This is a genomic window from Mesorhizobium humile, assembly GCF_033977215.1.
GTDB lineage: Bacteria > Pseudomonadota > Alphaproteobacteria > Rhizobiales > Rhizobiaceae > Mesorhizobium > Mesorhizobium humile.
Map to the genome: position 1 here is coordinate 1 of NZ_JAVIIV010000011.1, position 12,488 is coordinate 12,488.

Here is a 12,488-nt window from a genome sequence, read left to right on the forward strand (position 1 = left end):
TCGTCCTCGACGCCACCCGGGCGCTGACCGCACGCCTGGCTGAAGCCGAACCGCCCACCGGCCGGCCGCTCCACCTCGACACCCTCGTCGCCGACCGCCAGGCCTTGCTGGACCGCCTCAGGTCGCTTATCGGCTCCGGTCCATGAAGCGACTCGGATCTGCAGCGGCGGCACGACGATGAAGATCAGCATGCCCCACAGGAAGACGATGGCCACGGCTACCGCGGCAATCGCACCGGGCTTGGTAAAGACGACAAACAGCAGGGCCATGGCGAGGAGCGTGGCGATCACACGTCGGCATCAGCTTCCAGTCTGCCGCCGATGATGTTGCCGATGGTCATGCCGGCGCCGAACAAGAGCAGCACCCAGGTCACGGTCGCCGTCGACAGGCCGGAAACGTCGATCCGATACGGCTTGATGTAGGTGAAGACGGCGAAGAGGCTGGCCGAGGCCAGCGAGGCGATCGCGCTGACGAAATGTTGGCGAGAACTTCGGCGGTTTTTTTCGCCACTAGCCGTTGGCCACGGCCTCACATGCCTGCGCCCGCGAGCGCCAATGGCCGGCACGCGGCTGAGCGATCTCATACGCATCGCATGTCTGCGCCACATGCTGGCCTCTGATGCCATACTGCCTTGCGATTTCGGTCATCGGTTTCGACCAGACCAGATCGTAGGGCTCGGCCCGCGTCATTCTCAGCACGTATCTTCCTCTCGTATCAATCGCCAGCAACGTGAGCCAGCCTCTCGGCAATTTAGACGCGCTTGGCCTTACCTCCGCCTAAATGAAGATTTCGTGGATGCGCTCGGGCCGCGCCATTCATCCAAACGGAACGACACGACGTAGAGGAATATCCGCCCTAATTTTTCTTACCCCAGGTAGCCGGGAAAGGACTTCCCGGTGGATCTCTTCGTAGCCCCGGATATCTTTTACGCAGACGTATAGAAGGTAATCCGTCTTGCCGCTCACCGCATAGCATTCTTCGATTTCAGGGTGCTTTCGAAGAGAATTTTCGAAGCGCTCGACCGTGTGTGAGCTAACGGCCTCCAACTCGATCCGGACCGGGATTTTGCTACCGGTTGTCAAATTTCTCTCTCCGGTTTTTCCAACTTAAACACCTCATGGAGTCAGCCGCGGTTTCAGCGGGATCGAGCCGCGGGGAGAAAACCGCTGTGCGGGGTTGACCCACGCTTTCTATTCGAACCCAAACTGCCGACGACAGTATGTCTCCCTTTGAAGTTGCGCGAAGACCTCTCGTATAGCCAGGCCTACACCTGGCTTGCAAGTCGCCCGACGATCGCCCGCGCAAACATGTCGTACCTGGCATAGTCACAATCCGTGAATTCACGTCGAATGACGACGTTGTCGCCGGGGGAGGGCGAATGTTCCCTTTGGCCATCGGGGCAGTACGGTGCCACAGATGACGGCCCGGATTGCGGCATGGGGGCGCGATTTCATCCCGCGCCTGGCTGCAACCTCGTCGGATCATGAATACGATCGCTTTATTGAGAAGGAGGGGCCAAAAGCGTAGCGATGGATGACCAGCCAGGGGCAACTCCAAGAAAGTTGAGCAAGGTTTTCCGTCCGCGGCGTTCCGCCGAAGGCGTGACGTGGTCATGAAATAACCTTCTGACCACCTCGACATCAGCGTACCGCGGTTGAAGTAGATAGCGAGCCGATCGCCGGCGTCGCCAGAGGCGACCAGCGGTCCCGTCCGATCCGAGCGGCTCGCAGCGTCGGGGACAAACCTTGGCACAGATTGCCAAATGTTTGGTTTGGCCAGCAATGTTGCCGCGTGTCTTGGTTTTGCCATTGGCCCGGCTTCGGGGCGGTCGCGCTTCGCCGATCCTGTCGACGTCGGCAAGCCATCGGCCATACTTCGCAGCCCCACTGGCGTCATCAGATTGCCCGCGATTGCCACCACGCCGCAGCGGCCCGGGGAGGGGGCCTTGTTGCAGTAAGCGGGCTTCGTCGTGCCGCGCTCCTCCTTCAATCGCCACCTTGTCATCGCACCGAACTCGATGCTGCCAGAGGTAAAATCGTGCGGCTCTGACATGGATCAGGGCAAACAGGCCGCGACTGCGTAATTGATGCGACGCGGATTGGCGTCCGCCGGAATTTCCAGATCGGGACTTGCGATGAAATTTGGCACAGAGATCGTCCTTCTAGGCCTTTTTGCTTTTGGCGCCCTCGTAGCCGCCGGCTTCGGGGTGGATGAACCATTTCGCCAGCACATGTGGGTTTTGTTCTTCGCCGTGGCTGGCTTCAACGCGATGCTGATGCGCAACACCGAGTTCAAGCCCGCGGCGCCGATCGACCCTTCCGCCTACATGGATGGACCGATCCGCTACGGGGCCATCGCAACGGTGTTCTGGGGTGTCATCGGCATGCTGGTCGGCGTCGTCATCGCTCTTCAGCTTGCATTCCCTCACCTCAACATCGAGCCTTGGTTCAATTTCGGCCGGCTGAGGCCGCTTCATACCTCCGGCGTCATCTTCGCCTTCGGCGGCAATGCGCTTCTGTGCACATCTATGTATGTCGTGCAGCGCACGTCCCGCGCCAGGCTGTTCGGCGGCAATCTCGCCTGGTTCGTGTTCTGGGGTTACCAGCTCTTCATCGTCATGGCCGCGACCGGCTATCTGCTGGGCATCACCGAAGGCCGCGAATACGCCGAGCCTGAATGGTACGTCGACATCTGGCTGACAATCGTGTGGGTCGCGTATCTGGTCCTTTTCCTTGGCACCATCCTGAAGCGGAAGGAACCGCATATCTACGTCGCCAACTGGTTCTACCTCTCCTTCATCATCACCGTTGCGATGCTGCACGTGGTCAACAACCTGTCGATGCCGGCTTCTTTCCTGGGGTCCAAGAGCTACTCCGCCTTCTCGGGCGTTCAGGATGCGCTGACGCAGTGGTGGTACGGGCACAATGCCGTCGGCTTCTTCCTGACGGCCGGCTTCCTCGGCATGATGTATTACTTCGTGCCGAAGCAGGCGAACCGCCCGGTCTATTCATACCGTCTATCCATCATCCACTTCTGGGCGCTGATCTTCCTCTATATCTGGGCCGGGCCGCATCACCTCCACTACACCGCCCTGCCAGACTGGGCGCAGACGTTGGGCATGGTGTTCTCGATCATGCTTTGGATGCCGTCCTGGGGCGGCATGATCAACGGCCTCATGACCCTTTCCGGTGCCTGGGACAAGCTGCGCACCGATCCCATCATCCGCATGATGGTCACGGCCGTCGCCTTCTATGGCATGTCGACCTTTGAAGGGCCGATTATGTCGATCAAGACCGTCAACTCGCTCTCGCACTACACGGACTGGACCATCGGCCACGTCCATTCGGGCGCGCTTGGCTGGGTCGGCATGATCTCGTTCGGCGCGATCTACTACATGGTGCCCAAGCTCTGGAACCGCGAGCGTCTCTACTCGCTGCGCCTCGTCACCTGGCACTTCTGGCTGGCGACCCTTGGCATCGTGGTCTACGCGGCCGTGATGTGGGTTTCCGGCATCATGCAGGGCCTGATGTGGCGCGAGTACGACGAGCAGGGCTTCCTCGTCTATTCCTTCGCCGAAACGGTCGCCGCCATGCATCCCTACTACGTCATGCGCGCCGCCGGCGGCGCCATGTACCTCTCCGGTGCACTGATCATGGCTTGGAACATCACAATGACCATCTTTGGCCACCAACGAGAAGAGGATCCGATGCCGGGCTCTGTCGCCGCCCTCCAGCCTGCGCGATCAGGAGCCAGAAAATGGGCTTGATGGACAAGCACGCGCTGATCGAGAAGAACGCCACGCTACTTCTCGTCGGGTCCCTGCTGGTCGTGACCGTCGGTGGCATCGTCGAGATCGCGCCGCTTTTCTATCTCGAGAACACGATCGAGAAGGTGGAGGGCATGCGCCCCTACACCCCGCTCGAGCTCGCCGGCCGCAACATCTATGTGCGCGAGGGATGCTACCTCTGCCACAGCCAGATGATCAGGCCGTTCCGTGACGAAGTGGAGCGCTACGGCCATTACAGCCTGGCGGCCGAGTCGATGTACGACCATCCGTTCCAGTGGGGATCCAAGCGCACCGGGCCGGACCTGGCACGCGTCGGCGACCGCTACTCCAACAGCTGGCACGTTCAGCACCTCACCGATCCGCGTTCCGTCGTGCCGGAATCCATCATGCCGAGCTATGGCTTCCTGAAGGATACACCGATCGAGGTGAAGGACTTCTCCATGCACCTCGTCGCCAACCGGCGCGTCGGTGTCCCCTACACCCACGACCTGGTCGTGCAAGCCAACGCCGATCTGATGGCGCAGGCCGATCCCAACGCCGACACGTCCGGACTGGAAAGCCGCTATCCGAAAGCCAAGGTCGGCGACTTCGACGGCAATCCGCAACAGGTCACCGAGATGGACGCCCTGGTCGCCTATCTGCAGCTGCTCGGCACGCTCGTCGACTTCAAGAACTACGACGAAGCCGCCGGCTACCGCTGAGGAGAACAAACCGATGGAATACAACCTGATGCGCGAGTTTGCCGACAGCTGTGGCCTGCTTGCCATGGTGCTCTTCTTTGCTGGATGCGTTGCCTTCGCGCTCAGACCGGGCGGTCGCAGTCAGGCTCATGAAGCCGCACACATCCCCTTCAAAGACGACTGATCATGAGCACGCAGTATATCGATGATATGTCGGGCATCTCAACCACCGGTCATGAGTGGGACGGCATCAGGGAACTCAACAACCCCCTTCCGAGGTGGTGGGTGGTCACCTTCTACGTCACCATCGCCTGGGCGATCGGCTACACCATCGCTTATCCGGCTTGGCCGATGCTGACCTTTGCAACAAAAGGTGCGCTCGGCTATTCAAGCCGCAATGACGTCAAGAACAAGATGGCTGCGGCCGAAGCCGCCAAGGCCAAATATGTCGCGGCGATCCAGTCCAAGAGCGTCTCCGAAATCGCCGGCGACGACGCGCTGCGCGAGTTTGCCGTCTCGGCCGGCGGCGCGGCATTCAAGGTCAACTGCGTGCAATGCCACGGATCCGGCGCGCAAGGTTCGAAAGGATTTCCGAACCTTAACGATGACGATTGGCTGTGGGGAGGCAAGACGGAGCAGATCCAGCAAACGATCACGCACGGCATTCGTTTCACCGCGGATGGTGACACCCGCCAGTCGGAGATGCCTGCCTTCGTCGATGTGCTCAAGCCCGAACAGATCGCCCAGGTCAGCGCTTTCGTTGCCAGCCTTTCGGGGACCATCAAGGACAAGAGCCTGATTGAGCCCGGCGCCAAGGTCTTCGCGGAAAACTGCGCTGTCTGCCATGGTGAGAACGCAAAGGGCAACAGGGAATTCGGCGCACCCGATCTGACCGATGCGATCTGGCTCTATCGACCAGGCGAGACGGCGATAGCCGCCCAGGTCCGCACCCCGAAACAAGGCGTGATGCCAGCGTGGATCGAGCGCCTCGGCGAGATCAAGGTCAAGGAACTTGCAGTCTATGTCCATTCGCTTGGCGGCGGAGAGTAGGCGGCGGCCTATTCTCGGCCCTCCCCCCGCCAAGCGACGAGGCCCGGCGCGAGCCGGGCCTCGACCGCGTTGCGGCAGTCCGCGATTGAACTTCCTCAACGCGACGCTGCCCGCCATGCGGCAAGGGTCGCCCGACCATCGGCCAGAACCCGTGGCCGAGTGTCGGGCGCGAACATCGTCGCTGGTCACCGGAGCTTCTCGTGCTTGATAACAAGCAGATAAAATGGCTCGAAGCCGAAGCGGTCAACTCCGCCACGACACGCCAGCCGCTCTATGCCGCGCGCAAGAAGGTCTTCCCAAAGCGCGCCTCCGGGCGTTTCCGCCAGTTCAAATGGCTGGTCATGGCGATCACGCTCGGCATCTATTATCTCACGCCCTGGCTGCGCTGGGATCGCGGACCATTCGCTCCGGATCAGGCCGTTCTCATCGACCTGGCGAACCGCCGCTTCTACTTCTTCTTCATCGAGATCTGGCCGCAGGAATTCTACTACGTCGCCGGCCTGCTGGTCATGGCCGGCGTCGGCCTGTTCCTCATTACATCGACGATCGGGCGGGCCTGGTGCGGCTATACCTGCCCGCAGACGGTCTGGGTCGACCTGTTCCTAGTCGTCGAGCGCGCCGTCGAAGGCGACCGCAATGCCCGCATGAAACTGGACGCCGCACCATGGACCGCACGCAAGCTGGTCCTGCGAGCATCGAAGCACGCGATCTGGCTGGTCATAGCGGTGGCCACCGGCGGCGCCTGGATCTTTTACTTCGCCGACGCGCCTAGGTTGCTCGGCGAAGTCGCCACCGGAACCGCCGCGCCCGTCGCTTATGTCACCATCGGCGTTCTGACCGGAACCACCTATCTGTTCGGCGGGCTGATGCGCGAGCAGGTCTGCACCTACATGTGCCCGTGGCCGCGCATCCAGGCCGCCATGCTCGACGAAAATTCGTTGACTGTGACTTACAACGACTGGCGTGGCGAGCCGCGGTCACGCCATGCCAAGAAGGCATTGGCGGCCGGCCAGCCGGTCGGCGACTGCGTCGACTGCAAGGCCTGTGTGGCGGTCTGCCCGATGGGGGTCGACATTCGCGACGGCCAGCAGCTCGAATGCATCACCTGCGCGCTGTGCATAGACGCCTGCGACAACATCATGGACAAGCTCGGCCGCGAACGCGGGCTGATCTCCTACGCGACGCTTTCCGACTACAACACCAACATGGCCATAGCGACGGCAGGCGGCACCCACCCGATCGATCCCACTCTCGTTCGGACCGCCGGCGGCGCTTTCTCCGACAATCTGACGCATTTCCACGTTCACAAGATCTCTCGTCCGCGCACCTTTGTCTACATGGGCTTGTGGTCACTCGTCGGCATCGGACTGCTCTTTTCACTGATGACCCGCAACCGGCTCCAGGTGAACGTGCTTCACGACCGCAACCCGCAATTCGTGACGCTGTCCGATGGATCCATCCGCAACGGCTACACTGTGAAGCTGCTAAACATGACCCCTGAGCCGCGAACCATAGTCGTCACGATGCAGGGACTGGAAGGCGCGCAAATGAACCTCGTTGGCTCTGACCTGCCCGCAGGCCGTTCCTTCGCTATCCCGGTCGAACCCGACCGCCTCAAAACGTTGAAAATCTTCGTGCGCCAGCCCGCCAATCAGCTCCGGGGCCAGACACAGACCTTCACGTTTGTCGCAAACGATCAGGCCGGTTTGGAGTCGGACCGATACATCGCCACCTTCAACGCGCCGGAGACGACCAGGTGAGCACTAAAACAGAGCAACCTCGCGAATTCACCGGCCGGCACATGCTTCTCGTCATCTCGGCCTTTTTCAGCGTGGTCGTCAGCGTCAATGCATTGATGGCGACGCTTGCCACTACAAGCTGGACCGGGCTCATCGTCGAAAACGCCTATGTGGCGAGCCAGCAATTCAACAAGAACGCGGATGAAGGCCGCGCTCAAGCGGCCCTTGGCTGGAAGAGCCATTTGACCATTGTCGGTGGCGAGGTTCGCTACAGCCTCGCGGATGCGGCTGGCAAGCCTGTCGCATTGCATGGCGTCAAGGTGCTCTTTCGTCATCCCGCCTACGAAGCCGAGGACTACTCCATCACTTTAGCCCTTGCCTCCGGTCAGGAATACGCGGCCCGGCATACGCCCCGCAATGGCGTCTGGATCGCTGAGGTGGACGCGGACGCAGGTCTTGCGAAGCCCTATCGGGAAGTCCGCCGAGTCATCGTTTCCAATGGGGCCTTGCAATGAGTTGCTGTGCACCTGGCGCCGAGATGGTTCCGGATCCAGGCAGGGTGACGCCGGACCTGCCCTCGAACCAGGAAATCAGGCTGGCAAGCCGCCGTCTTGGCGACGGCATCATTCAGTCGGACTTGTCGGTCCCGACGGTCCACTGCGGAGCCTGCATCCAGGCGATCGAGGCAGCACTCGCAAAACTCGACCGCGTCGAGGGCGCGCGCGTCAACCTATCGACGAAACGGGTGTCGGTGCAATGGCGCGAAGGTGAGGTGCCGCCGATCATAGCCACGCTCGAAGGACTGGGTCATCCGGCGCACCTCTTCGAAACCGACGGCGACGAGAAGGACGCGATGCTTTCGGGATTGGTCCGGGCAGTCGCGGTGGCAGGCTTCGCTGCGGGCAATATCATGCTGCTGTCGGTCTCTGTCTGGTCGGGCGCTGAAGGGCCGACCCGCGATCTGTTCCACTGGGTCTCGGCGCTGATCGCCATTCCCGCGCTTGCATTCGGCGGCGGCATCTTCTTCCGGTCGGCCTGGAATGCGCTGCGACATGGCCGCATGAACATGGACGTCCCGATCGCTGTCGCAGTTTCGCTCGGCTATGCGATGAGCCTCTACGAGACAGTCATTCATGGCGAGCACGCCTATTTCGACGCGTCGGTATCGCTGCTGTTCTTTCTGCTGATCGGCCGGACGCTCGACCACCTGCTGCGCGAACGGGCCCGAACCGCCGTCAAGGGCCTGTCCCGGCTGGCTGCCCGCGGTGCCATGGTCTTGCGCGATAACGGCGCACGCGACTATCTGCCGGTCGGCGAGATCGAACCGGGCATGCGTGTGTTGATCGCCGCTGGCGAACGGGTGCCCGTCGACGGCAGGATCGTTCAAGGCACGTCGGACATTGATTGCTCACTAGTCTCGGGCGAGAGCACACCACTAGACGCCGACGCGGGAGAACTGGTCCAGGCCGGCATGCTCAACCTGACCGGCCCGCTGACTGTCGAGGCGACCGCGGCCGCCAAGGATTCCTTCCTGGCGGAAACGGTCCGTCTGCTGGAGGCCGCCGAGGGCGGCCGCGCCCACTATCGCCGGATCGCAGACCGCGTTGCCGTGCTTTATGCGCCGGTGGTACACCTGACGGCGTTCGCGACGTTTCTTGGCTGGATGGCCGCCAGTGGAGACTGGCACAGGGCGATGACGATCGCCATCGCCGTCCTGATCATAACCTGCCCCTGCGCACTCGGCCTTGCCGTGCCCATCGTCCAGGTTGTCGCCGCGCGACGACTGTTCGACAACGGGATCATGGTCAAGGACGGGTCGGCCCTGGAACGCCTGGCGGCGATCGACACGGCGGTCTTCGACAAGACGGGCACTCTGACGCTGGGAAAACCCCGGCTCGTCAACAGGTCGTCTATCGATCCGGCCATGCTGGCCATCGCCGCCGCGATGGGCGCGCATTCCCGCCATCCGCTTTCGCAGGCGCTCGCCGGCCTCGCGAGCCCGGCCGGGCAGCCGACGTTCAATGAAGTGAGAGAGCATCCGGGTTTTGGCATCGAAGCGATTGCCGCGGGCAGCACCTGGCGCTTGGGCAGGCGGGGATGGGCCGGCAGCAACGGTCGGATCGGTGCCGAAGGAAAAACCGGTGTGACGGTGCTGACCCGAAACGGAAGGCTCGTCGCATCCTTCGAATTCGAGGACGCCTTGCGGGCGGGTGCGGACACGGCCATTGCGCAGTTGAAACATGCCGGACTTACGGTGGAAATGTTGTCCGGCGATACGGTCGCCGCATGCGCCGTAGTCGCCGACGCGCTAAAGCTCGACCGTTTTACCCCCGCTCTCGTGCCTTCGGGAAAGGTCCAGCGGATCAGGCAGCAGACCAATGATGGTCACCGGGTCTTGATGGTCGGCGATGGCCTGAACGACACGCCCGCGCTGGGCGCGGCGCATGTCTCGATCGCTCCGGCCACCGCCGCCGACATTAGCCGCAACGCTGCGGATTTCGTATTCCTTCGCGAGAGCCTATGGGCGGTACCCCTTGCCTTGGACGTCTCGCGGAGGGCGGGACGATTGGTCCGCCAGAACATCGCCATCGCGATCGTCTATAATGCGATTGCCGTGCCGATCGCAATTCTTGGACACGTCACTCCACTGATCGCCGCCATCGCCATGTCCGCCTCGTCGCTGCTTGTCATTGGAAACGCGCTGCGCCTGCAAGGCTTTGCACCTACCACGACGGCTCCTTCGGCAACGCGCGCGGGCATCCGCGCATGGGTGCAGCCCTCATGACGACGCTCGTCTACCTATTACCAGCAGCGCTGTTCCTTGGCGCCCTTGGCCTATCCGGCTTTCTATGGGCGTTAAGGAGTGGTCAATACGAGGATCTCAACGGCGCCGCTGAGCGCATCCTCATCGACTGGGACGACAAGCTGGAACGCTGACCCGATCGCTGTGCCGGCAATTGTACGGATGGCGGTGGTCAGCCGGGTCGACTTGGTCGGGGCCAGACTACCAAGGCTCCCACAGCGAGCTCGCCAAGCGACGTTCAATTAGCCCCTACCGCTCGAAGGACTTGTCACCCGTTCCTCCGTGCAGGCGGCTGACGTGACAAAATACCTCGCATGGCAGACGGAAGCGTCCGATGTTTGCCTAAAAATGCTGCCGAGCCGATGCGACGGGCGCGAAGAACCGATCAGCCAAGATTAAGTTTTGCCGAGCGTACGCCAGGGGGTGCCCGTCATTCCAGGATGACGTGACCACATGGCCGACATTTTCTTGGGCCGTTGACCAGTCGAGCATAAAACCCGCCGCTGTCGGCTTTGCCGCATCTGGCTGATCCAGATCAAGGTTATCTTCTGAGCGGCGTGGTTACGTCGACCAATCCTTCAAGGGAGAATGCATGTCTAACGCACAGTGTGGTCGTTACCTTCAGCGAACCGCCGTGGTGAGAATCCCTCTTGCTGGCTGGCAATCTGCCTGGCTCGGCCCGCGGTCCTATCGGCTGCGTTGCTGGCTGCATCCTTCGTTGCCGATTTATGCGCATTCTTGTGTCCAGTGGCTTGAGGCAATGCAGCGCACACTGGCAGCCAGGGCAACCGGTCCACGGATTGCGGCTCAACGCAACCAGCACCTCACCCAGATAGCCGACGCGATGGCAGCGCGCTGATGGCCAGCAGCGACGACAGTTTCGACATCATCGTCGCCGGAGCCGGGCCGGTCGGACTTTCCTTCGCCGCATCGCTTGCAGAGAGCGATCTCAAAGTGGCGGTGGTTGAGCAGCAGGCCCTCGAAAGCCTGGCGAAGCCGCCTTTCGATGGTCGCGAGATCGCGCTGACCTTCGCCTCGATCAGCATCCTTCGCGAGCTCGGCGCCTGGGACGCCATCCCCGCTGGTCACAAGTCACCAGTGCAAGGCGCGCGCGTGCTCAACGGATCGAGCCCTTTCGCTCTGTGTTTCGATCCTCCAAGAGGATCTGCAGAACCACTCGGATTTCTGGTCCCAAATTGTCGGATCCGCGATGCCCTGTTCAAGATCATCCGCTCGCACCACCGTGTCCAGCTGCTATGCGGCCACTCGGTCGTTGGTGTAACCAACAGCCGCAAAGGGGCGGTCGTAAAGCTTTCCGACGGCAGGCGGTTGACCGCTCGGCTTTTCGTTGCAGCAGATTCGCGTCTGTCGCGCACGCGCGACCTGCTCGGCATCGCCGCCGACATCAATCGGCTTGGCAGCTCGATGGTGATTTGCCGGGTCAGGCACGAGCGCGCCCACCATCAGCTCGCAATCGAATGGTTCGATCACCATCAGACCATAGCGATCTTGCCGCTGATGGAAGGCGAGTCGTCATTGCTTCTCACATTGCGCGCAAACGAGGCCAATAGACTTCTTGCTTTAGACGACGATCTGTTCCTGATCGAATTGACGGACCGGTGTCGAGGGCGCCTCGGAAAAATGACCCTTGCAAGCAAACGCCATATCTATCCGTTGGTCACGACCTGGGCGCACAGCTTCTGGGCTCCAGGCGCTGCACTTATCGGCGACGCTGCTGTCGGCATGCACCCGGTGACCGCCCATGGCTTCAACATCGGCCTCTGCGGTCAGAAGCAACTCGCCCGTAGAATCCTGACAGCACGTGGCGACCGTCGCGACATTGCTGATCCCGACATGCTCCACAGATACGAAAGCTGTCTTCGGCTGTCGGCGGCACCGCTCTATCATGCTACGAATCTACTCGTCGGACTCTACTCAGGCGAGCACGCGGCGGCACGGTTTGCAAGGCATGTCGGGCTTCGCCTTGCCCAATGTTTTCCCTTTGTCCGCCATGGCATTTCGGTCATGCTGAGGCGGTGAAACACAGGCATGGGTAGCTTACCCCTAGCACGACGCCTTCTGCATGTCCCGCCGCTCGGCGGTGACGAAGCCGCCCGCGAGCGGGCCCTCAACGACACGCGAGCGGCACGGCAGCGGAGGTCGGTTGCCGAACACCTCGCCTGGTTCGAAAAAGCACCGGTGACCACCGCTCTATCGAGCTGCACCAGGTTTCTGGACGTCACCTTCGCGTGCCCCGGTTCGAGCGGCCGATCTCCCCGCCGCCGATCCTCACCAGGCACGCTTACGTGCAGCGGTCAGACACGATGCTTCAACCTAGGTTTGAATTTTCGCCTCCGTCCATTGGAACTCAGACAAACTCCGTTGCCTCTCCGACACACCCGTTGTCAGCCTTCTGACGAGGGTGCAAC

At 61.7% G+C, this 12,488-nt stretch carries 10 protein-coding genes and 1 pseudogene; 9 read left to right on the top strand and 2 right to left on the bottom strand.

Annotated elements, in window-relative coordinates; genetic code table 11:
• Positions 1-149: 149 nt before the first annotated feature.
• Positions 150-463 (bottom strand): annotated as a pseudogene (locus RFM52_RS17430) (MFS transporter); the annotation flags it as partial.
• Positions 464-815: 352 nt separating this feature from the next.
• Complete coding sequence (locus RFM52_RS32805) at positions 816-1,082, bottom strand: Lrp/AsnC ligand binding domain-containing protein (protein WP_430678082.1); 267 nt, start codon at positions 1,080-1,082, stop codon at positions 816-818.
• A gap of 1,052 nt (positions 1,083-2,134) precedes the next feature.
• Here RFM52_RS32805 and ccoN point away from each other — a divergent pair.
• From ccoN to ubiM, 9 genes are all read left to right on the top strand, one after another.
• The gene (gene ccoN / locus RFM52_RS17435; RefSeq protein ID WP_320292935.1) at positions 2,135-3,766 is read left to right on the top strand and encodes a cytochrome-c oxidase, cbb3-type subunit I; all 1,632 of its coding nucleotides are present in this window, start codon (positions 2,135-2,137) and stop codon (positions 3,764-3,766) included.
• Positions 3,757-4,488 carry a cytochrome-c oxidase, cbb3-type subunit II gene (ccoO, locus tag RFM52_RS17440; protein WP_320292936.1) on the top strand — a complete coding sequence of 244 codons (732 nt, stop codon included), beginning with the start codon at positions 3,757-3,759 and terminating at the stop codon, positions 4,486-4,488. Before ccoN ends, ccoO begins: the two co-directional genes overlap by 10 nt.
• Positions 4,489-4,501: 13 nt before the next feature.
• A complete protein-coding gene (locus tag RFM52_RS17445; protein ID WP_320253014.1) occupies positions 4,502-4,651 on the top strand; it encodes a cbb3-type cytochrome oxidase subunit 3 in 150 nt (49 codons plus the stop codon).
• Between the two features lie 2 nt (positions 4,652-4,653).
• Positions 4,654-5,517 (top strand): cytochrome-c oxidase, cbb3-type subunit III, encoded by an 864-nt coding sequence (gene ccoP / locus RFM52_RS17450; RefSeq protein WP_320292937.1) that lies wholly within the window; start codon positions 4,654-4,656, stop codon positions 5,515-5,517.
• Positions 5,518-5,717: 200 nt separating this feature from the next.
• A complete protein-coding gene (gene ccoG / locus RFM52_RS17455) occupies positions 5,718-7,277 on the top strand; it encodes a cytochrome c oxidase accessory protein CcoG (RefSeq protein WP_320292938.1) in 1,560 nt (519 codons plus the stop codon).
• Positions 7,278-7,318: 41 nt separating this feature from the next.
• Positions 7,319-7,771, top strand: a complete 453-nt coding sequence (locus RFM52_RS17460) for a FixH family protein (protein ID WP_430699211.1) — start codon at positions 7,319-7,321, stop codon at positions 7,769-7,771.
• A complete protein-coding gene (locus RFM52_RS17465) occupies positions 7,768-10,041 on the top strand; it encodes a heavy metal translocating P-type ATPase (protein ID WP_320292939.1) in 2,274 nt (757 codons plus the stop codon). Before RFM52_RS17460 ends, RFM52_RS17465 begins: the two co-directional genes overlap by 4 nt.
• Positions 10,038-10,193: a cbb3-type cytochrome oxidase assembly protein CcoS gene (gene ccoS, locus RFM52_RS17470; RefSeq protein WP_320217189.1), complete on the top strand. Its 156-nt coding sequence runs from the start codon at positions 10,038-10,040 to the stop codon at positions 10,191-10,193. The genes RFM52_RS17465 and ccoS overlap by 4 nt, the downstream gene beginning before the upstream one ends.
• Positions 10,194-10,917: 724 nt before the next feature.
• On the top strand, positions 10,918-12,099 hold the full coding sequence (ubiM, locus tag RFM52_RS17475) for a 5-demethoxyubiquinol-8 5-hydroxylase UbiM (protein ID WP_320292940.1): 1,182 nt from the start codon (positions 10,918-10,920) through the stop codon (positions 12,097-12,099).
• Positions 12,100-12,488 lie beyond the last annotated feature (389 nt).

What these genes read in the sequence shown, in the direction of transcription:
- ccoN (WP_320292935.1), top strand. Translation starts at nt 2,135, where the DNA reads ATGAAATTTGGCACAGAGATCGTCCTTCTAGGCCTTTTTGCTTTTGGC.
- ccoO (WP_320292936.1), top strand. Translation starts at nt 3,757, where the DNA reads ATGGGCTTGATGGACAAGCACGCGCTGATCGAGAAGAACGCCACGCTA.
- RFM52_RS17445 (WP_320253014.1), top strand. Translation starts at nt 4,502, where the DNA reads ATGGAATACAACCTGATGCGCGAGTTTGCCGACAGCTGTGGCCTGCTT.
- ccoP (WP_320292937.1), top strand. Translation starts at nt 4,654, where the DNA reads ATGAGCACGCAGTATATCGATGATATGTCGGGCATCTCAACCACCGGT.
- RFM52_RS17460 (WP_430699211.1), top strand. Translation starts at nt 7,319, where the DNA reads ATGCTTCTCGTCATCTCGGCCTTTTTCAGCGTGGTCGTCAGCGTCAAT.
- RFM52_RS17465 (WP_320292939.1), top strand. Translation starts at nt 7,768, where the DNA reads ATGAGTTGCTGTGCACCTGGCGCCGAGATGGTTCCGGATCCAGGCAGG.
- ccoS (WP_320217189.1), top strand. Translation starts at nt 10,038, where the DNA reads ATGACGACGCTCGTCTACCTATTACCAGCAGCGCTGTTCCTTGGCGCC.
- ubiM (WP_320292940.1), top strand. Translation starts at nt 10,918, where the DNA reads ATGGCCAGCAGCGACGACAGTTTCGACATCATCGTCGCCGGAGCCGGG.